Here is a 20,169-nt window from a genome sequence, read left to right on the forward strand (position 1 = left end):
CAATCGACGGTCGGACACGTCCGCTCCTCACCCACTTCGATCGTAACGGCTTCGGCTACACGTTGGACCGGAACACCGGCGAATTGCTGGTGGCGGAAAAATTCGATCCGGTGGTGAACTGGGCTTCCAAGGTCGACATGGACAAGGGCTCCAAGACCTACGGTCGTCCCCTGGTCGATCCGCGCTACTCACCGGAAGCCAAGGGTGAGGACGAGACCACCGTGGGGATCTGCCCCGGTGCCATCGGCGCCAAGAACGAGCAGCCCGCCGCCTATTCGCCCGACACGCACCTGTTCTACGTGCCCACAAACCACATCTGCATGAGCTACGAGCCGTTCCAGGTGAGCTACACCCCCGGCATTCCCTATGTCGGCGCCACCGTCACGCTCCAGCCGCATGAGAGCGGTCCGGAGACCGGGCGTTTCATCGCCTGGGACGGCACCGGGGGAAAGATCGTCTGGTCGAACACCGAGCCGTTCTCGGTCTGGTCAGGCGCCCTCGCCACGGCCGGCGACGTGGTGTTCTACGGAACGCTGGAAGGATACCTGAAGGCCGTCGATGCGCGCACGGGCCGCGAACTCTACCGGTTCAAGACGCCGTCGGGCATCATCGGCAACGTGACGACCTACCTCCATCGCGGTAGGCAATACGTCGCCGTGCTCTCGGGCGTCGGCGGCTGGGCCGGTATCGGGCTCGCCGCCGGCCTCACCGACCCGGCGGACGGCGCCGGCGCAGTGGGCGGCTATGCCGGCCTGTCGCGCTACACCGCACTGGGCGGCCAGCTCATGGTCTTCGCCTTGCCCGAATCGCGGGACTGACGTCTCACGAGACGCTCGTCACGCCCTCGCGTGCCCGGAGCGCGGTCACGATCTCGTCGAAGCTCTTATCCGGGATATGCACGTAGGACACCTCGATCGTATCGATGCCGCCCTCCTCCGTCGGCTGCGCCACGAATTGTACGAGGCGGGAGGCGAAGGGACCGGACATCGTTCGCAGGGACTCGATGGTGATCACCCCGCGCTTGGCCGTGATGGTGAGGGTCCGCGTCTGCGCCCGCTCGCGGTAGCGCTTCTCCAGGGGCTTCATCCCAGCGAGGATCAGCAGCACGATGACGGTCGTGGCGGTCGCCGCCACATAGAGGCCGGTTCCCGCAGCGAGGCCGATGGCGGCCACGGCCCAGAGCCCGGCCGCCGTGGTGAGACCCTTCACCATCTCCCCGCGCAGCATGATCGTGCCGGCGCCGAGGAAGCCGATGCCGGATACGACCTGCGCCGCCATGCGAGAGGGATCGAGGTTGACGTTCGGGGTGCCGAGGATGTCGGAGAAGCCGAAGGCCGAGACGATGACGATCAGGCAGGAGCCGACGCAGACGAGCATATGCGTCCGCATACCCGCCGCCCAGACGTGGCGCTCACGCTCGAAACCCACGGCGCTGCCGAGCAGTGCCGCGAGGAGGAGACGGCCCAGGATCTCGAAATTGCCGATCACGCGCTGTCCATCCGCTCAGAGCCAGTCGGTCGCTCCTAAGCAGAGACGGGGACGGCGACAATCCTGCCGCCGTCCCTATTCACCTGTCGAAAGACCTATTTATCGGGCTTCTCGGAAATGATGGCGCCGGTCTTCGGATCGGCGTGGAATTCCATCTTCACACCGTTCTTCATGCCCTCGCCCTCCCAATGGCCGTCATCCGCCTCGAACTCGGTGATGTCGGTATAGCCGGCCGCCATCAGCTTCTGCTTGACCTGCTCGGCCGGCATCCAGTCCGCGCCGGGCTTGTCCGCGAGGGCAATGCCGGTGGATCCGGCGGTCAGGAGAAGTGCGAGGAGTGCGGGTTTCAGGGCTCTCATGGGTTCCTCCGGGGTTTCTTCTGTGCGGTTTTGTTTGCCGTCTAAGGGCAAACACCCACACGGGTTTTCCGGTTCCGGAGAAGAATCGCCAGAGAGATGGATCACCCGAGGAAGGAATCACCTGAGGGAGGCGGCGATGGCCTGCTGGATGCCGAGGATGTCGGCGCCGCGCTTGAGCGTCTTCCGGATTGGCTCGGGACGTCCCGAGACCCAGATCGCCAGTTCCGAATCGAAGTCGAAACTGCCCGCCGTCTCCACCGAGAAACAGGTGATCGCCCGGTAGGGCACAGTCATGTAGGTGACCTTGCGCCCGGTCATGCCCTGCTTGTCCACCAGGATCAGCCGCCGGTCGGTGAAGACGATGAGGTCGCGGATCACCCGGAACGCCACCTGCACCGTCTCGCCCTGGGTGAGAACGCCGCCGAGCGCCTCGTGCACCTCCTGCGGGGAGAGGTCGCTGCCATGGCCGAAGAGCCCGTCGAGAATTCCCATTGCGCCGCCTATCCCGAAAATGCCGCCTTACCCCTATCTAGGGACGAAACGGCCGTGCGCATCGCCTGCCGGTCGTCCTTCGTCGCGGGACGCGTCTGCCGTCCGGAGTTACCTGATGTCCGCCAAAGCACCTGTTCCCCTTCGCCTCGGCGTGAACATCGACCACGTCGCCACCGTGCGTAACGCTCGCGGCGGCATCCATCCCGATCCTGTCGCTGCCGCCCTACTGGCCGTCGAAGCCGGGGCGGACGGCATCACCGCGCATCTGCGCGAGGACCGCCGGCATATCCGCGACGCCGATATCGAGGCGCTGATGGCGCGGCTCTCGGTGTCGCTCAATTTCGAGATGGCGGCCACCGACGAGATGGTGGGGATCGCCACCCGCCTGCGGCCGCACGCCTCCTGCCTCGTTCCAGAGAAGCGCGAAGAGCGCACCACCGAGGGCGGCCTCGACATCGTCGGGCAGGCGGCCCATCTCGCGCCTCGAATCGCCGCCCTGTCGAGCGCCGGGATCCGCGTTTCGCTCTTCGTCGAGCCCGACAAGGCGGTGATGGACGCGGCACTCCGTCTGGAGGCGCCGGTGGTCGAGCTTCATACGGGAAGCTATTGCGAAGCGGTCGCCGAGGGTGACGGCGCACGGGTGGCGCATGAACTCGCCCGCATCGCGCGGGCCGCCGATTACGGTGCGCGGATCGGCCTCGAAGTCCATGCGGGTCATGGGCTCGCCCTCGACAGCGTCGGTCCGGTGGCGGCCCTGCCGCAGCTCGCCGAGCTCAATATCGGCCATGCCCTCATCGGCGAGGCGATCTTTCACGGGCTGGGTCAGGCGATCCGCGACATGCGCGCCGCCATGGATCGGGCCCGGACGGGGATCGCGGCATGATCGTCGGCATCGGCTCGGACCTCTGCGACATCCGCCGGATCGAACGGTCCCTCGAGCGCTACGGCGAGCGCTTCACCCATCGGGTCTATACCGATGGCGAGCGCGCCAAGTCGGACCGTCGCGCCGCCCGCGCACCGTCCTATGCGAGGCGCTTCGCCGCCAAGGAGGCCTGTGCCAAGGCGCTCGGCACCGGCATGAGCCACGGCGTTTTCTGGCGCGACATGGAGGTGGTGAGCCTGCCGGGAGGGGCACCGACCCTGCGCCTCACCGGGGGCGCGGCGGAGCGTCTGCGGGCGCTGATTCCCGCCGGGCACACGGCCAAGATCCACGTGACGCTCACCGACGATCCGCCCATGGCGCAAGCATTCGTGATCATCGAGGCCTTGCCCTCCTCGCTGCCGTCCCCGATGCCGGATGCTGAGCCGGCCACTGCTCGCGTTGCGGCTCCCGACGGCATGGTCTAGACCGCCGGTCATCACCGACAGTCGATCGGGTTCGCGCGTCGAGCCGGAGATTGCAGACAGATGGAACGAGCGCGCGTGGATCACCAGACGAAGCGAGACCTGAGGGCGGCCGATACGGGCGCCTGGGCGAGCATCAAGGAAACGGTCAAGGTCGGCGTCCAGGCGCTGCTGATCGCCCTCGTTGTGCGCACGCTGCTCTTCCAGCCATTCAACATTCCTTCGGGATCGCTGGTTCCGACGCTTCTCGTGGGCGACTACCTGTTCGTGTCCAAGTACTCCTACGGATATTCCAAATACTCGCTGCCCTTGAGCGAGTACCTGCCGTTCAAGGCCGATGGCCGGATCTGGGCGGCCGAGCCCAAGCGCGGCGACATCGCCGTATTCAAACTGCCGAAGGACAATGCCACCGACTACATCAAGCGCGTCATCGGCCTGCCCGGCGACAAGATCCAGATGAAGGCCGGCATCCTCTACATCAACGATGTGGCGGTGAAGCGTGAGCGCATCGCCCCCTACGAGACCACAGGTCCGTACGGCGAGGAGACGAAGGTCGAGCAATATACCGAGACCCTGCCGAATGGCGTGGTGCATCAGGTGATCGAGCGCGAGGGCGATAACGGCTACTGGGACAACACCGAGCCCTATCTCGTGCCGCCCGGCCGTTACTTCATGATGGGCGACAACCGCGACAATTCCACGGATTCGCGCGACCTCGCCAATGTCGGCTTCGTCCCGTTCGAGAATTTCGTCGGCCGTGCCGAGATGATCTTCTTCTCCATCGACGAGGGCACCCCGGCCTGGCAGATTTGGCAATGGCCGGCGAAGGTGCGGTGGGGCCGCATCTTCAGCAGCATCCATTAGGACGATCGACCGTGAGTGAGGAGACGCGTCCTTCCAGCCGGGCGCGTCGCGCACCGCGACCCAAGCCCGGCCTGAACGTGCTCGAAGAGCGGATCGGCCACGTCTTCGCCGACCGTAGCCTTCTGTCGCTGGCCCTGACCCATGTCAGCAAGGCCGGCGGTGGCGGACGGGTGGGAAGCTACCAGCGCCTCGAATTTCTCGGCGACCGGGTGCTCGGCCTCGCCATCGCGGACCTCCTCTACGAAGCCTTCCCGCAGGCCGATGAAGGCGACCTGTCGCGGCGTCTCGCCGGGCTCGTGCGCCGGGAGACCTGTGCCTCGGTCGCCACGGCCTGGGATGTCGGGCCCCATCTCGCCCTCGGCCCGGGAGAGATCCAGAGCGGCGGCCGTCGCAACCAGACGATCCTGGCCGATGCCTGCGAATCGATCCTCGGCGCGGTTTTCCTCGACGCCGGATACGAGACGGCGAAGGCCATCGTGGCCACGGCTTTCGCGCCCGGCACCGACACGGCGGCACCGCGCGGACGCGACGCGAAATCTGCCTTGCAGGAATGGGCGATGGGGCGCGCCCTGCCGATCCCGGTCTACGAGGTCGTCGAGCGGTCCGGCCCGGATCACGCCCCCGTCTTCAGGATCGCCGCGCGTGTCGAGGGCCTCGAGCCCGGATACGGCACCGGCCCCTCGAAACGCCTCGCCGAGCAGGAGGCCGCCCGCCTCGTGCTCGAGCGCGAGGTTCACGGCACGGGCCCTCAGGCCGGCGTCACCCCACGGAACGGATTGGAGACGTCGGCGGACGTCGGTGAAGAAAGCGACCCCGATGCCTGACGATCACAACGATTTCGACGACGAAGACGACCTGCCCCGGCAGGCTCCAATGCCCGAGATCAAGCCGCTGCCGGTCATCCCGGCCGATTCGAGCGCGGGCTTCGTCGCCCTGATCGGCGTACCCAATGCCGGCAAGTCGACCCTGCTCAACAGCCTCGTGGGCACCAAGGTCTCCATCGTCTCGCGCAAGGTCCAGACGACCCGGGCACTCGTGCGCGGCATCGTCATGGAGGGCAGTGCCCAGATCATCCTGGTGGACACGCCCGGCATCTTCGCGCCCAAGCGCCGCCTCGACCGGGCGATGGTTCATTCCGCCTGGAGCGGTGCCGCCGATGCCGACGCGGTCTGCCTGCTGGTCGATGCCCGCAAGGGCGTCACCGAGGAGGTCGAGGCGATCCTCGCCCGCTTGCCCGAGGTGCGCCAACCCAAGGCCCTGATCCTCAACAAGATCGACCTGATCCCGCGCGACCGGCTGCTGGCCCTGGCCGCCTCGCTCAACGAGCGCATCGCCTTCGCGCATACGTTCATGATCTCCGCGCTCAACGGCGACGGAATCGATACGCTGAGGAAGACCCTGGCGGGGATGATGCAGCCCGGCCCTTGGCTCTACCCGGAGGATCAGGTTTCGGACGCTCCGCTCCGGATGCTCGCCGCCGAGATCACGCGTGAGAAGCTCTATGACCGGCTCCACGAGGAGCTGCCCTACCGCTCCACCGTCGAGACCGACCAATGGGTGGTGAAGACCGACGGTTCGGTGCGAATCGAGCAGACGATCTTCGTGGAGCGCGAGAGCCAGCGCTCCATCGTGCTCGGCAAGGGCGGTCAGACCATCAAGGCGATCGGGCAGGCGGCCCGGCGCGAGATCGCCGAGGCGGCCGATCAACCCGTCCACCTGTTCCTGCATGTGAAGGTGCGCGAGAACTGGGCCGATGATCCGGCACGCTATCGGGAGATGGGGCTCGAATTCCCGCGCGGATAGGTGATGGGCTGGTGCGTCACGATACGGTTCGAGGTATCCAGAGCCGCTTCGTGCTGCATTGCCGCATAACTCGCAGTAACGTTCCGCACAGCGTCGCCGTTTTTGAAACGCAGGTTAAAGAACGAGGCCTGTTTGGGATGTTTGTGCATAGAAGAGCTTGGCAATGACTTGACACGGTGTTGCCAACCGATTCGCTCGATTTTGTAAATTTATCGGATCTGGCGAAGATAACCTTTTCTTCGGGGCCATCGCCGGCTACCAATCGCGAAGCCGGACTCGATTCCGAGTCGTGGCGCCCAATATCCTCCCTCTTAACGCCCAACTCTCGAGGCGCGCGCGCTGTCGCGCCGGATCCATGAATGATGCCTGCTCCCACCGTCCCGGATGCTGTCTATGGGTCTCCTCCTCCCGAACTGGCCGACGTGTCCGCAGGGGCGGCCCAACTCTCGCCGCTGATCCCCGGTTCGGTCCGCCTCGAGGACATCGCCGAGGGTAGCCTCGAGAGCGTGACCATGCTGGCCCCGGCGGGGACGATCGAGCGTCGCTATGCCTTGTCCCTGTCGCTGCGCGCCTTGCGTCCGGGTGGGCGCCTGCGCGCGCTTGCGCCGAAGGATAAGGGTGGGGCCCGTCTCGGCCGCGAGCTGAAGGAGTTCGGCTGTGAGCCGGCGGAGACGGCCAAGCGGCATCACCGGATCTGCGAGGTCGCCCGGCCCGTCGCGATCATCGACCTCGACGAGGTGATCCAGGAAGGCGCGCCGCGCCACATCGACAACCTCGCCCTCTGCACGCAGCCCGGCGTCTTCTCCTGGGACCGGCTCGACCCGGGCACCGCTTTGCTCCTGGCCAACCTGCCGTCGCTCTCGGGCCGGGGGGCGGATTTCGGATGCGGGATCGGAGTCCTTGCCCGCGCCGTCCTGGCCTCCCAGGGCGTGACCGCGCTGACCCTCATCGACATCGACCGGCGCGCCGTGGAGATGGCCCGCCGCAATGTCGGTGACCCGCGCGCGGATATTCGCTGGGCCGATATCCGTTCGGCCGACGTAGTGCTGGAGCGCCTCGACTTCGTCGTCATGAACCCGCCCTTCCACGATGGTGGGATCGAGGACCGTTTCCTCGGCGAAGTCTTCATCCGCCGCGCTGCCGAGACCCTGAGGCCCGGCGGCACGCTCTGGCTCACCGCCAACGCGCATCTGCCCTACGAGGCGCCGCTGAACGCCGCCTTCAGGAACGTCACGCTCAAGGCCTCGGCCGGCGGCTACAAGATCTACGAAGCGCGCAAGTGAAACCACGGAACGTGAAAGTGAGCACCGGTCGTTGAGCAAGAGCCCGAGCCTCAGGCTCGATCGCCTGCTGGCGAATCTCGGATACGGCTCGCGCAGGGAGATCGGCCTTCTCGCCAAAGCCGGCCTCGTCGTGCTCGACGATGCGCCTCTGCGCGATGCCAGTCAGCGCATCACCGCGACGCCTGATCTGTCACAGCGCATGGTCGTGGATGGCGATCCCCTGGATCCGCCGCCGGGCCTCGCCCTGGTGATGAACAAGCCGCTCGGCGTGACATGCTCCCACAAGGAGGCCGGCCCCCTCGTCTATGGGCTCCTTCCCGAGCGCTGGCGCCGGCGTGATCCGGCCCTCTCCACCATCGGCCGCCTCGACAAGGAGACTTCGGGTCTCCTGTTGCTCACCGACGACGGGCCGTTCCTGCACAAGGTGATCTCGCCGAAATCGAAGGTCGCCAAGCGCTACCGCGTCGCCCTCGACCGTCCGCTCAAGGGCGACGAGGTCATGGTGCTGGGGAGCGGATCGATGCTGCTCGAAGGAGAGGACAAGCCCCTCCTGCCGGTGGAGATGGAGGTCGAGGACGAGACCCATGTGGTCGTGACCCTTCACGAGGGCCGCTATCATCAGGTCCGCCGCATGTTCGCGGCGCTCGGCAACCACGTCACCGCCCTGCATCGCGACCGGATCGGCGGCCTGACCCTGCCGGCCGATCTCGAAGCCGGAGCCTACCGCATCCTCAACGAGACGGATGTCGCGGCCTTGTTCGGCGAGGCGTCGGCGGCCTGATTCGCTCAGGCCGTCTCGGTGGGACGAAGCGGGGCGACTGGCGATGCCGAACTCGGACGGGCGGAGGTTCTGGCGAGACCTGGGTTACGTGCTCGGCCTCTGCGCGATCTGGGGCTTTGCACACTGGCAGATTCTGAGCGCCCTCCTATGGGGCGTGACCTTCTGCGATACAAAGGATCATCGGCGGAAGCGGCGATGGCTGTGGGATTGGTTCTCCGGATACGAGAACTGTCGTCTCGAAACGGATGTCTGGGTCTTTTGGCCGAGTCTCGTCCCGTGGATCGTACTCGGCCCGTTCTTTCTCGGCGGAACGCTGGTGTTCTTCTGGATTCAGCGCCACGGGCGCAACTGAACTCCCATCGTCTTGCCTCGGCGGATATCCTCTGCTAAGGCCCCGCCCATTCCACACGCGGAGCCGGCCTCATGCCTGAATGAGGCGTTTCCGGTGATCGTCCCTTTCGAGGGTCGGTCGCTTCCTCCGCGGCGGCATCAACCGGAAGAGAAAACGATCATGGCCGTTGATTTCACGATGCGTCAGCTCCTCGAAGCGGGCGCCCATTTCGGACACCAGTCTCACCGCTGGAACCCGAAGATGCAGACCTACATCTTCGGTACCCGCAACAACATCCACATCATCGATCTCGCCCAGACTGTGCCGGCCCTTCACCAGGCCCTGCAGGCCGTGAGCGACACCGTCGCCAAGGGCGGCCGTGTGCTGTTCGTCGGCACCAAGCGTCAGGCCGCCGATACGATCGCGGAAGCCGCCAAGCGTTCGGCCCAGTACTACGTCAATTCCCGTTGGCTCGGCGGCATGCTGACCAACTGGAAGACCATTTCGGGCTCGATCGCCCGTCTGCGCAAGGTCGACGAGACCCTCGAAGGCGGCGGCCAGGGCCTCACCAAGAAAGAGCGCCTGATGCTGTCCCGTGAGAAGGACAAGCTCGAGAAGGCTCTCGGCGGCATCAAGGACATGGGCGGCGTGCCCGACCTGCTGTTCGTGATCGACACCAACAAGGAGCAGCTCGCGATCAAGGAGGCCCAGCGCCTCGGGATCCCGGTGGCGGCCATCGTCGACACCAACTGCAACCCCGACGGCATCACCTACGTCGTGCCCGCGAACGACGATGCCGGCCGCGCGATCTCGCTCTATTGCGACCTCATCGCCCGCGCCGCCATCGACGGTATCTCCCGCGGCCAGGGCTCCAGCGGCATCGACCTCGGTGCCTCCGAGGCTCCGACTGCCGAAGAGCTTCCCGAGGAAGAGGCTGCTCTCTCGGTCGAGTCCGGCGCTCTCGATCCCGCCGACGTGGCCGCTCTGGTGGAATCCACCGAGCATTTCGAACTGCTCTCGGCTCCCCGCGGCGCTCCGGACGACCTGTCCAAGCTCCATGGCGCCGGACCGCAGATCGTCCAGAAGCTCAACGATGCCGGCGTCTACCATTACTGGCAGATCGCCGCGATGACCGATGCCGAGGTCGCCAAGGTCGATGCCGATCTGAAGCTCAACGGCCGCATCAGCCGCGATGGCTGGGTCGACCAGGCCCGTGGCTTCGCCGAGGCTGCTGCCGCCGCCTGATCGCCCAGGCATCCCGGTGACGGGATGCCGCCGATGACGTCGAACCAATCCACGAAGCCCGGCGCTCCTAGCGCCGGGCTCCTTTATCATTTGAGACAGACCCGAAGAGAGGACTCGCCATGGCCAACATCACCGCCGCATTGGTGAAAGAGCTCCGCGAAAAGACCGGCGCGGGCATGATGGACTGCAAGGGCGCGCTGAACGAGACGGATGGCGACATCGAAGCCGCCGTCGACTGGCTGCGCAAGAAGGGCCTGGCCAAGGCCGCCAAGAAGGCCGGCCGCGTCGCCGCCGAGGGCCTCGTCGCCGTCGAATCGTCGGGCCATCACGCCGCCATCGTCGAGGTGAATTCCGAGACCGACTTCGTTGCGCGCAACGACAGCTTCCAGGCCTTCGCCCGCGAAGCCGCCAAGCTCGCCCTCGACACCGACGGTTCGCTCGAAGGCCTCGAGGCCGCTCACTTCCCCGGTGGTTCGACCACGGTCAAGGAGTCGCTCTCCAGCCTCATCGCCACGATCGGCGAGAACATGACCCTGCGCCGCGTGGCCAAGCTCGACGTGACCAAGGGCGTGATCGCGTCCTACGTCCACGCTCAGGTCGCCGACGGCCTCGGCAAGATCGGCGTGCTGGTCGCGCTCGAATCCGAAGGCGACGTGGAGGTTCTCTCCACCCTCGGCCGTCAGATCGCCATGCACGTCGCTGCGACGAACCCGGTTGCGCTGGATGCCGCTGGCGTCGATCAGGCCGTGCTCGAGCGCGAGAGCAACATCTTGCGCGAGAAGAATGCCGGCAAGCCGGACCACGTCCTCGCCAAGATCGTCGAGAGCGGCCTGAAGAGCTACTACAAGGAGGTCACCCTCCTGGAGCAGCCCTTCGTCCATGATGGCTCCAAGACGATCACGCAGGTGCTGAAGGAAGCCGAGGGCAAGGCCGGTGCGCCGGTCAAGCTCACCGCTTTCGTGCGCTACGCGCTCGGTGAGGGCATCGAAAAGGAAGAGGCTCCCGATTTCGCCACCGAAGTCGCGGCTGCCGCGCGCGGCTGACGCCGCCAACCATCTGGATCGACAACCTTTTTTCTGGGACGGGCGGTGGCAGCGATGCCGCCGCCCGTTCCGCGTTTTCCGACCATCGATCCCGCCTCGTCTCTCCACAGGTCCGGCGACCGATCCCCGAGATGACATACTAAGACGGTCCTACCCCTCGACCTTCGCGACCGCCATGCGATAGACAGCGGGCGCTTCCGATTGAATCGTTCGGCCTTGCGCCGGTGCTTGAGGGGACTGGCGCCATGCCGGAGACCAAACCGTTTCGCCGCGTCCTCGTGAAGCTGTCGGGCGAGGCCCTGGCCGCCCCGGACGGCTACTGGCTGCATCCCCCGCTCCTGGCGGCCCTGGCGGACGATATCGCCAAGACCCTGGAGGCCGGCTTTCAGGTCGCTCTCGTGGTCGGGGGCGGTAACATGATCCGGGGCGCGCGCATCTCGTCGGCGGGGTGGATCGATCGCGCCACCGGCGACTCGCTGGGCATGATCGCCACGGTGATGAACTCCCTCGCCCTCGAGACGGCCCTCAATGCCGCCGGCGTGCCCGCCCGGACGATGTCCGCGGTGTCGATGCCGACGATCTGCGAGACTTATGCGCGTCAGCCGGCTCTGCACCATCTCGACAAGGGCCAGGTGGTGGTGCTGGCCGGAGGCACCGGCAACCCGTATTTTACCACCGATACCGCCGCCGTGCTCCGCGCGGCCGAGCTGCGCTGCGGCGCCGTGCTCAAGGCGACCCAGGTCGATGGCGTCTATTCGGCCGATCCGAAGAAAGATCCCTCGGCGGTGCGCTACGACCGCCTGACCCATGACGATGCCATCGCGCGCGACCTCAAGATCATGGATACCGCCGCCTTCGCGCTGGCCCGCGAGAGCCGCATCTCCATCGTCGTCGGCTCTGTTCATGCCCCGAGTTCGGTCACGGCGATCCTCACGGGGAACGCTCCTTCGACGCACGTCGTGCCCTGACGACATAGTATCTCAAGTATCGGGTTCGTCGTTGCGAGTTGATGCGCAGCGGCCTCCCAGTTGCTCGCTCGATTTCGGCATCAGGGTTTCTTGAGGATTTTCGCTCTTCCTGTGAAAGGGAACGCCTGCCGCCTGCCCGATGCGGCTGCCGAGCATAGTCGATGCCCTTGTCGCAGTTCGTTTTCTATAGCCGGAATCTCGTCAAGCTGACGGGTGGTTCGATGCGTGACATGGTCAAGGACATCCTGGCCTCCTGCAACCGCTACGATCATGCGTCGGGCATGACGGGCGCCCTCGTGTTCAACGAGGATTTCTTCCTCCAGGCCATGGAGGGAGAGACGTCGACGATCTCGGAGCAGCTCTGGGCTCTGGCGGCGGACAGCCGTCACAGCGGCATGGTTCTCGTCTCTGCCGTTCCATTACAGCAGCGTGCGTTGCGGGGATGGATGGTCGGTTATGCAGGCCGCTCGGAGGCCCTCAACGCCCTCTATCTCCAATACGGTCCCACGGCGAAGTTCGACCCTACGGAGATGTCGGCGGGAGCCATCATCGCGCTGCTCCAGGCGTTCACGGAGCTCGATGCAAACCATTTCGTCCAGCGCTCCGGCCCGCCGGGACTAGCGGAGAAGAAGCCGGTCGCGCGATAGGCAGATCGCGAAGCCGCCTCGCATGGTCGATTTGATCCGCCGCGCGCGCGAACGCCATTTGCGACCTGTCGGATTTTGGTTCATTGAGGCCGCACGCACGGGCCCCGGCGGCCCAACGCCTTTTCTCTCATTCTCGTCGGGACACACAGTATGGCGACCCCAGAGTTCGACCTGAACGATATCAAGCGCCGGATGCAGGGCGCCGTCAGCGCGCTGTCGAAGGATCTCGGTTCCCTGCGCACCGGACGCGCGACCCCGAGCATTCTCGACCCGATCAATGTCGATGCCTATGGGTCGTCCATGCCGATGGCCCAGGTCGCCACGGTGAGCGTGCCCGAGCCGCGCCTCCTGTCGATCTCGGTCTGGGACCGAAGCATGGTCGCCGCCGTGGAGAAGGCGATTCGTGAATCCGATCTCGGCCTGAACCCTCAGACCGAGGGTCAGACCATCCGCCTGCGCGTTCCGGAGATGAACGAGCAGCGCCGCAAGGAAATGGTCAAGGTCGCTCACAAATATACCGAGGAGGCCCGCGTCGCGGTCCGCCACGTCCGCCGCGATGCGCTCGATCATCTCAAGAAGCTCGAGAAGGAAAGCGCCATCAGCGAGGACGACGAGAAGCGTCAGGCGACCGAAGTGCAGAAGGTGACCGACCAGCACATCGCTGACATCGACGGCGTTCTCGCCTCCAAGGAAAAGGAAATCATGCAGGTCTAAGTTGTGGACAGGTATGGAATCGACGGAATCAGGGACGGGGAGAAGCGCGTTGGGTCGCTCAGAGGGCGCGCGTCAGATCGAGGTATCTGCGGCCGGGGATAGGGACACCGCCAGCGTCGCGGTCGGCCTCGCCTCGCGGGATACCGAGACTTCGGGGTCAGGCCCGTCTCCCGTCACCCGTCCGGCGGCGCCGGCTCATGTCGCCATCATCATGGATGGCAACGGCCGCTGGGCTGCGCGCCGTGGTCTGCCGCGGGTGGAGGGGCATCGCCGCGGCGTCGAGGCGGTGCGCCGCGCGGTCCGCTCCGCGATCGAACTCGGCGTCTCCTATCTGACGATCTACAGCTTCTCCTCCGAGAACTGGCGCCGGCCGCCGGCCGAAATCGCCGATCTCATGGGCCTGCTGAAGCTGTTCGTGCGCCGCGATCTCGCCGAGCTCCACGGCAACAACGTGCGCGTCAAGATTATCGGCGCCCGCGAAGGCCTGAGCACCGATATCGCCGCGCTGCTCGACGAGGCCGAGTCGCGGACCCGCGGTAATACCGGCCTCACCCTGGTGATCGCCTTCAATTACGGCGGGCGCCAGGAGATCCTGCGGGCGGTCCGGACCCTGGCCCAGGCGGTGGCCGACGGGCGGATGAGCCCCGCCGAAATTGGCCTCGAGGCCATCGCTCAAGCCCTCGATACCACCGGCATCCCCGATCCCGACCTCGTCATCCGGACCTCCGGCGAGCAGCGTTTGTCGAACTTCCTCACCTGGCAGACGGCCTACGCCGAATACGTGATCGTGCCGGAATTCTGGCCGGATTTCGATCACGCCTGCTTCCATGCGGCCATCGATGAGTATCATCGCCGCGATCGCCGCTTCGGTGGCCTCAGCGGCAAGGCTGGGTGATGGCCTCGCCCGGCGACGCGGCATCCGCGCCGAGGCGCGGCCCCCTCGGCGGCCGCGAATTCCAGATTCGCACGGCGTCCGCCATCGTACTGGCGACCATCGTGCTGACCACGCTGTTCCTCGGCGGCTGGGCCTTCGCCGCCATCTGGCTCATCGCCGGCATCGTCTTCGCGGGCGAATGGATCACAATCAGCCGGATCGCGCCGCTCAGGCCTACCGTTGCGATTACGGGACTGGGGCTGTTCGCCCTCGCCCTCTGCCTGCGCCTGGATGCTCCGGCACTGGTCTGGCTCGCGGTCGCGGTTCTGACCCTCGTCTCGCTGGTCGTGATTGTCCGGGATTCGGGCGGACGGGGCCGCGTCGTGATCGGCTTCCTCAGTGCCGCGGTGCTGGCCCTGGTGCCCCCGGCTTTGCGTGACGACCCGGCCATCGGCATCTTCGGGCCAGCCTGGATGTTCGCCGTGGTCTGGTCCACCGACGTCGTCGCCTACATCACCGGCCGGACCTTCGGCGGGCCGAAGCTGATGCCTTCGGTGAGCCCCAAGAAGACGTGGTCCGGCTCACTCGGCGGTCTCGCGGCGGGCATTGCCGCCGGCACCCTGCTCGTGATGGCCGCGCGCTCGCAGGGGTGGAGCAGTCTGGCGAACGCACCCCTCGTCGCGGTCGCCATTACCAGCGCCCTCGCGTCCATCCTGAGCCAGGCCGGCGACCTCGCCGAATCGGGGCTCAAGCGGCATTACGGCGTGAAGGATTCGGGCCGTTCGATCCCGGGCCATGGCGGTGTCATGGATCGGCTCGACGGCTTCTTCGCCGTGGCGGTGCTCGCCGGCCTTTATCTCGTTGCCCACCGCTTGGCGGTGGTCTGAAGGAATCGATCCGTTGACCCATACCGTCACCATCCTCGGCGCCACCGGGTCCATCGGTCGTTCCACCACCGACCTGCTGGCCCAGCATCCCGAGCGCTTCCGGATCGGCGCCCTCGTCGGTGGCCGCGATGCCGCCGCTTTGGCAAAGCTCGCCCGTGAGATCGGCGCGGATTTCGCCGCGCTCGCCGACGAGAGCCAGGGATCCGCCCTGCGCGAGGCGCTGTCCGGCACCGGCATCGCCAACGGGGCAGGCGACAGCGCCGTCCTCGAAGCCGTTGCCCGTGACTCCGACATCGTCGTGGCGGCGGTGAGCGGTGCGGCGGGGCTGCGCCCCACCCATGCGGCCTTGCGCCTCGGCCGTACCGTCGCCCTCGCCAACAAGGAGAGCCTCGTCTGCGCCGGCGACGCCTTCATGCGCGATGCCGCGCGGTTCAAGGCGACGCTGCTGCCGGTCGATTCCGAGCACAACGCCCTGGCCCAGGCGCTCGGGGACGGTCGCGTCTCGGACGTGACCAAGATGACCATCACCGCTTCCGGCGGCCCGTTCCGCACTTGGACGAAGGAACGCATCGCCGCGGCTTCGCCCACCGAGGCGGCGGCTCATCCGACCTGGTCGATGGGAATGAAGATCAACATCGATTCGGCCTCGCTGATGAACAAGGGCCTCGAACTCATCGAGGCGCATCACCTGTTCGCGATCGAGGCCGAGCGCCTCGACGTGATCGTGCATCCGCAATCGATCGTGCACGGCCTCATCACCTGGCGCGACGGCGCCGTGACGGCGGGCCTCGCCATGCCTGACATGCGCGTCCCCATCGCCCATTGTCTCGGCCTCGGCGACCGTCTGACCATCGAGCGGGGACGCTCCCTCGATCTCGCCGCCGTCGGCAGCCTCACCTTCGAGGCGGCGGACGAGGCGCGCTTCCCCTGCCTGCGCATCGCCCGTGCCGCGCTCGCGGAGGGCGGTGCCGCCCCGACGGTGATGAACGCCGCCAACGAGATCGCGGTGGCCGCCTTCATCCGCGGCGAGATCGGCTTCTACGGCATCGCCGAACTGGTGGAGCGGGCCTGCGAACATTTCGCCCCCGCGTATCGCAGGGCACCGGCCGACGTGGACGAGGCTCTGGCCATCGACGCCCATGTCCGCGCCTGGAGCGCCAAGGCGCTCCCGTCGGCCGCCTGAGGTCCGCTCAGAACAGGGCGAATCGCGGTTTCGCCGTCATCAGCCAGACGATGCCGAGCATGGCGGCGAAGGCGGGAAAACCGCAGGTGAACCAGATCCGGTAGAGAGCATGGTAGCGCGGTGGGAGGGGTATCCCTGATCGGGCCGCAGCCATGGCGAGGTCGCGCAGGATCATCTGGATTCTGACCACTGGCAGCCAGAACAAGCCGATGACGACGTAGAGAATCAACGACAGGGCAATCCAGCCTTCGGCGAGGGGCCAGCCCACCGCGCGCGCCAGGAGCCAGCCCGTCACCGGTTGGATGAACGCCGCCGTCGCCGTGAAGAGCAGGTCGGCGACGACCACCGTCCCCGCCACATGGGCGATCAGATCGGGCCGCCCCGTGCGGTGCGCCATCGTCATGAAGAAGGCGATGCCGGTTCCGGTGCCGAGCAGGATCGTCGCGCCGATGACGTGCAGCCAGCGCAGGAGATCGACGTACTCCATCGGGGTCAGCGCTCGTCGGCCAGCGCGTAGGCCACGAGGGCTAGCATCGCTCCCGGCAGGGTCTTGAGATAGGCGCCCAGGGGATCGAGCCAGAGGCCGGCGGCGATGGCCGAGCCGAAGAAGAGGTAGATCCCCGTCATCGCCGCCATGCCGAGGGCGGCGAGCGGCATGGTGCGCCTGACAAGGATCGCTCCCCCCAGCGCTAGGTCGACGAGGATGCCGGCGAGCACCGTGACACGCGCGGTCGCCGCATCGATGCCGTGGGCGGTCATCGCTGCCATGGCGGCGTCGAGATGCGTCAGGGCGATCAGCCCCGAGAGCAGCCAGAACAGCGAAAGCGTGGCGAGGATGGCCGGCTTCAGTAGCCAGAGCCGGCCGAACCAACGTTCCTGCACGCCGAATGGCATCCGGCGAAGGCTGTCCGACAGCGAGGAAAGCGGAGCCCCGGTGACCTGCATCCAGGCGGTCGGGTCCCCGGTCACGCCGGCCTCGATCTGGATCAATGCCGTGGTGCGGATGGGCGTCCGCCAGCCGAGACGGCCGACAAGGTCCCCGATGCGGAACCCGAGGCGAAGGAGCGGGGAGGGCATCGGCAGCGCGAATGCGGCGGTGGGGCGTCCGAGTCGGGCGCGAAAGGCCGCGACGATCTCCGCGAGGGAGTGGCCCCGCTCCTCGACGAGGTCGTAGCTCGCGCGCGGACCAATCCGGCCCTCGACCGCGAGCAGGACCGCCTCCGCCACATCGTCCACATGGACGGTCTGGATCGGCTGCAGATCGGACATGCCGGTGAAGGCGACCGGGAGCGATGCCAACGCACGGATGAGGCCGGTCGCCCCGTACGAGATCGGCGACAGGACCAGTCCCGGTCTCAGGATCACCCAATCGAGATCGAGGGAGGCCAGGCTCGAATCGGCCTCGGCCTTGCTGCGCATGAATTCGGTGGCGGCGTTCAGAGCGGCTCCCGCCGCCGAGACCTGGACGACGCGCACGATACCCAGCTGATGGCAACGGGCAAACAGGGCGCACATGGCGGTCGCCTGAAGAGCGCGGACATCGTCGCGCGGGCCGTCCTGCAGGGCGCCCGCGCAATTCACCACGGCATCGATGCCCCGCAGCGTGTCGCTCCAATCCTCCGGCGCGACGAGCCGGGCGATGTCGTGCTCGATCCAATCTGCTTCGGGACGGTGCAGGCGCGCCGCCCGGACGTCTCGCCCGAGACCCGTTACCGCATGCCCGGCGGCGAGGCAGCGGGAGACCACGGCCGAGCCGATGAGGCCGTAGCCTCCGAGAACCAGGATTCGCATAAGGGGTGACCTGCCGTTCCGGTCGCGTCGCGGGCCGACCTTGCCCGGATCGCCTGAATCAAGCGTGACCTCTCGTCATGCGGCGGGTCGTCAATCCTCGGGTCCATAGGCCGCGAAGAACACACGGATGGCTTCGGTCACGCGGGTCCCGATTTCGGCTTCGGTCACCGGACCGCCCGCCGCGAAGAGCAGCCGCGTGAGTAAGCCCGCCTGGCACAGATGCAGGAAGTGCTTGGCCGCGAGTTCCGTATCGGCGCGGCGCAGGCGGCCCGCCGCGACATGACGGTCGAGATAGGCGGTGAGCCTCGCGACGCCCTGCGCCGGTCCCGCTTCGTAGAAGGCCTGGCCGAAGCGTGGAAACTTCTCTGTCGCGCCGATCACCATGCGGATGATCGCCACGTGGTCCGGGCGTATCATGTGGACGAGGTAGCTCTGCCCCAGGCGGGTGAGCGCGCCGCGTACATCCGGATCGTCGGCATCGAACTGGAACAGAGCCTCGGCGAGGCAGCGCTTTTCCTCCAGCGTCAGGGCCTCGAACAGAGCCTCCTTGCTGTCGAAATAGACGTAGAGCGTGCCTTTCGAGACGCTGGCCGCCTTCGCGATCTCGCCCATGCTGGCACCGTCGAAACCAGAGGCCATGAAGACCGAGCGTGCGCCGTCGAGGATCTGCCGACGTTTATCCGTCTCCGGCGCGGAGCGGGTGCTCGCCTTTTCGACCGTCGGGCGCTCTGCCTGGACTGCACTCACCGCTCACCCCAATTGACCGAACCGTTCAGTCATAATACCTAAGGGGAACTCGCGGCGTCGGTCAACCCGATGCCGATAATGACCGAACGGTTCGGTCAATTCGTTGATCCCGGGATCAGACCATGTCTCTCCGTGACGAAGGCAGTCATCCTGCCGCCTCTGGCAGCGGCGACCTACCGAACGGCGCAGCACCACTGGCGACTTCGGTCGTCGCGCATTCCCCGGTGCCGGTCGCCGCCACGGTGGCAACGCCGCCGAAGCGGCGGTTGCTCCGCAAGGCCATGATGCTGACCGTGCTCACGCTCGCGCTCGCGGGCGGCGGCTACAAGGGCTACGAATGGTGGACAGTCGGGCGCTTCTTCGTCTCCACCGACGATGCCTACGTCCAGGCCGACATCTCGATCCTGGCGGCCAAGGTCCCCGGCTACCTCGCCGCGGTTCCGGTAAAGAACGGGCAGGCGGTGCGGAAGGGCGACGTGATCGCCCGCCTCGACGACGGCGATTATCGCCTCGCCGCCCAAGCCGCGCATGACAAGCTCCTGACTCAGCAGGCTACCATCGCCCGCATCGGCCGGCAGGTGGAGGCCGCACAGGCGCAGCTCCTCCAGAGCGCGGCGCAGATCGACGCGGCCAAGGCCGATTCCATCCGCGCCGCCGCCGATTACGCCCGGCAGCAGCAGCTGGAGAAGGTCGATTTCGTCGCCAAATCGCGGATCGAGCAGGCCCTGGCCGATCGCAACCGCACCGAGGCCACGGTGAAAGGAGCCGAGGCGAACCTCGCCATGATGAAGGCCAATGTCGAGGTCCTGCGAGCTCAGGGCCGGGAGGCGGAAGGGCTCGCGGCTGAGTTGAAGACCGCCGAGGACAGGGCCGCCCGCGACCTCGCCTTCACGGTGATTCATGCGCCCTTCGACGGTGTCGTCGGCAACAAGGCGGTGGAGGCGGGCGCCTATGTTGCGCCGGGCTCGCGCATCGCCGCCCTGGTCCCCCTGGAGAGCGTGCGGATCGACGCGAACTTCAAGGAGACGCAGGTCGAGCGGATGCATGCCGGCCAGCAGGTCCACATCGCAGTGGATGCCTATCCGGGCCGTGACATCGTCGGCGAGGTCGAATCGCTATCCCCGGCCTCGGGCTCCGTCTTCAGCCTGCTGCCGCCCGACAACGCCACCGGCAACTTCACCAAGATCGTGCAACGCCTGCCGGTGCGCATCCATGTGCCGGCGGACGTGGCGCGGGAAGGGCTCCTGCGTCCCGGCCTCTCCGTCACCGTGCGCGTCGATACCCGTGGCGAGGACGAACCCGTCCGCACGGCGTGGCGGCATTAG

Annotated in this window: 24 protein-coding genes; 18 read left to right on the forward strand and 6 right to left on the reverse strand. The window is 66.8% G+C overall.

Annotated features, from left to right (window positions below; genetic code table 11):
* Positions 1-818: PQQ-binding-like beta-propeller repeat protein (locus IPV08_RS08315; protein ID WP_207411497.1), on the forward strand; the 818-nt coding region annotated here is incomplete at its 5' end.
* A 4-nt stretch (positions 819-822) separates the two neighbouring features.
* Here IPV08_RS08315 and IPV08_RS08320 read toward each other — a convergent pair.
* From IPV08_RS08320 to IPV08_RS08330, 3 genes are all read right to left on the reverse strand, one after another.
* The gene (locus tag IPV08_RS08320) at positions 823-1,488 is read right to left on the reverse strand and encodes an MgtC/SapB family protein (RefSeq protein ID WP_207411498.1); all 666 of its coding nucleotides are present in this window, start codon (positions 1,486-1,488) and stop codon (positions 823-825) included.
* A gap of 95 nt (positions 1,489-1,583) precedes the next feature.
* On the reverse strand, positions 1,584-1,847 hold the full coding sequence (locus tag IPV08_RS08325) for a PepSY domain-containing protein (protein ID WP_156467875.1): 264 nt from the start codon (positions 1,845-1,847) through the stop codon (positions 1,584-1,586).
* A gap of 117 nt (positions 1,848-1,964) precedes the next feature.
* A complete protein-coding gene (locus IPV08_RS08330; protein ID WP_056431548.1) occupies positions 1,965-2,339 on the reverse strand; it encodes a PH domain-containing protein in 375 nt (124 codons plus the stop codon).
* 115 nt (positions 2,340-2,454) lie between these two features.
* On the opposite strand from IPV08_RS08330, the gene IPV08_RS08335 reads away from it, so the two are divergent.
* The 16 genes from IPV08_RS08335 (at position 2,455) to dxr (ending at position 16,306) form a co-directional block, all read left to right on the forward strand.
* Positions 2,455-3,222 carry a pyridoxine 5'-phosphate synthase gene (locus IPV08_RS08335; RefSeq protein ID WP_207411499.1) on the forward strand — a complete coding sequence of 256 codons (768 nt, stop codon included), beginning with the start codon at positions 2,455-2,457 and terminating at the stop codon, positions 3,220-3,222.
* On the forward strand, positions 3,219-3,686 hold the full coding sequence (acpS, locus tag IPV08_RS08340) for a holo-ACP synthase (protein ID WP_207411500.1): 468 nt from the start codon (positions 3,219-3,221) through the stop codon (positions 3,684-3,686). Before IPV08_RS08335 ends, acpS begins: the two co-directional genes overlap by 4 nt.
* A gap of 60 nt (positions 3,687-3,746) precedes the next feature.
* Positions 3,747-4,547, forward strand: coding sequence for a signal peptidase I (gene lepB, locus IPV08_RS08345; RefSeq protein WP_056431539.1), 801 nt, complete (start codon positions 3,747-3,749; stop codon positions 4,545-4,547).
* A gap of 11 nt (positions 4,548-4,558) precedes the next feature.
* Positions 4,559-5,371: a ribonuclease III gene (gene rnc / locus IPV08_RS08350; RefSeq protein ID WP_207411501.1), complete on the forward strand. Its 813-nt coding sequence runs from the start codon at positions 4,559-4,561 to the stop codon at positions 5,369-5,371.
* A 49-nt stretch (positions 5,372-5,420) separates the two neighbouring features.
* On the forward strand, positions 5,421-6,350 hold the full coding sequence (era, locus tag IPV08_RS08355; protein ID WP_156467881.1) for a GTPase Era: 930 nt from the start codon (positions 5,421-5,423) through the stop codon (positions 6,348-6,350).
* 359 nt (positions 6,351-6,709) lie between these two features.
* On the forward strand, positions 6,710-7,633 hold the full coding sequence (locus IPV08_RS08360) for a class I SAM-dependent methyltransferase (protein ID WP_207411502.1): 924 nt from the start codon (positions 6,710-6,712) through the stop codon (positions 7,631-7,633).
* A gap of 31 nt (positions 7,634-7,664) precedes the next feature.
* Positions 7,665-8,414, forward strand: a complete 750-nt coding sequence (locus tag IPV08_RS08365; RefSeq protein ID WP_207411503.1) for a pseudouridine synthase — start codon at positions 7,665-7,667, stop codon at positions 8,412-8,414.
* A gap of 88 nt (positions 8,415-8,502) precedes the next feature.
* Positions 8,503-8,766 (forward strand): hypothetical protein, encoded by a 264-nt coding sequence (locus IPV08_RS08370; protein WP_207411504.1) that lies wholly within the window; start codon positions 8,503-8,505, stop codon positions 8,764-8,766.
* A gap of 159 nt (positions 8,767-8,925) precedes the next feature.
* Positions 8,926-9,990 carry a 30S ribosomal protein S2 gene (locus IPV08_RS08375; RefSeq protein WP_056431618.1) on the forward strand — a complete coding sequence of 355 codons (1,065 nt, stop codon included), beginning with the start codon at positions 8,926-8,928 and terminating at the stop codon, positions 9,988-9,990.
* Positions 9,991-10,109: 119 nt separating this feature from the next.
* Positions 10,110-11,033 carry a translation elongation factor Ts gene (tsf, locus tag IPV08_RS08380; protein ID WP_056431526.1) on the forward strand — a complete coding sequence of 308 codons (924 nt, stop codon included), beginning with the start codon at positions 10,110-10,112 and terminating at the stop codon, positions 11,031-11,033.
* 245 nt (positions 11,034-11,278) lie between these two features.
* Entirely contained in the window at positions 11,279-12,001 is a 723-nt protein-coding gene (gene pyrH / locus IPV08_RS08385; RefSeq protein WP_056431523.1) for a UMP kinase, read from the forward strand.
* A 161-nt stretch (positions 12,002-12,162) separates the two neighbouring features.
* On the forward strand, positions 12,163-12,648 hold the full coding sequence (locus IPV08_RS08390; protein ID WP_207411505.1) for a BLUF domain-containing protein: 486 nt from the start codon (positions 12,163-12,165) through the stop codon (positions 12,646-12,648).
* A gap of 150 nt (positions 12,649-12,798) precedes the next feature.
* A complete protein-coding gene (gene frr, locus IPV08_RS08395; protein ID WP_056431517.1) occupies positions 12,799-13,362 on the forward strand; it encodes a ribosome recycling factor in 564 nt (187 codons plus the stop codon).
* Between the two features lie 49 nt (positions 13,363-13,411).
* Positions 13,412-14,257 (forward strand): isoprenyl transferase, encoded by an 846-nt coding sequence (locus tag IPV08_RS08400; RefSeq protein WP_056431515.1) that lies wholly within the window; start codon positions 13,412-13,414, stop codon positions 14,255-14,257.
* Positions 14,257-15,123, forward strand: a complete 867-nt coding sequence (locus IPV08_RS08405) for a phosphatidate cytidylyltransferase (protein ID WP_207411506.1) — start codon at positions 14,257-14,259, stop codon at positions 15,121-15,123. The genes IPV08_RS08400 and IPV08_RS08405 overlap by 1 nt, the downstream gene beginning before the upstream one ends.
* A 13-nt stretch (positions 15,124-15,136) precedes the next feature.
* Entirely contained in the window at positions 15,137-16,306 is a 1,170-nt protein-coding gene (gene dxr / locus IPV08_RS08410) for a 1-deoxy-D-xylulose-5-phosphate reductoisomerase (protein ID WP_207411507.1), read from the forward strand.
* 7 nt (positions 16,307-16,313) lie between these two features.
* Here the strand turns inward: dxr and IPV08_RS08415 are convergent, their stop codons facing one another.
* The 3 genes from IPV08_RS08415 to IPV08_RS08425 form a co-directional block, all read right to left on the reverse strand.
* Positions 16,314-16,793, reverse strand: a complete 480-nt coding sequence (locus tag IPV08_RS08415) for a DUF2269 domain-containing protein (RefSeq protein ID WP_207411508.1) — start codon at positions 16,791-16,793, stop codon at positions 16,314-16,316.
* Positions 16,794-16,798: 5 nt separating this feature from the next.
* On the reverse strand, positions 16,799-18,097 hold the full coding sequence (locus IPV08_RS08420; protein ID WP_207411509.1) for an SDR family oxidoreductase: 1,299 nt from the start codon (positions 18,095-18,097) through the stop codon (positions 16,799-16,801).
* A 90-nt stretch (positions 18,098-18,187) separates the two neighbouring features.
* Positions 18,188-18,844, reverse strand: a complete 657-nt coding sequence (locus IPV08_RS08425) for a TetR/AcrR family transcriptional regulator C-terminal domain-containing protein (RefSeq protein WP_207411510.1) — start codon at positions 18,842-18,844, stop codon at positions 18,188-18,190.
* Between the two features lie 122 nt (positions 18,845-18,966).
* On the opposite strand from IPV08_RS08425, the gene IPV08_RS08430 reads away from it, so the two are divergent.
* Positions 18,967-20,169: an HlyD family secretion protein gene (locus tag IPV08_RS08430; RefSeq protein ID WP_207411511.1), complete on the forward strand. Its 1,203-nt coding sequence runs from the start codon at positions 18,967-18,969 to the stop codon at positions 20,167-20,169.

This window comes from Methylobacterium sp. SD274, from assembly GCF_017355285.1.
GTDB lineage: Bacteria > Pseudomonadota > Alphaproteobacteria > Rhizobiales > Beijerinckiaceae > Methylobacterium.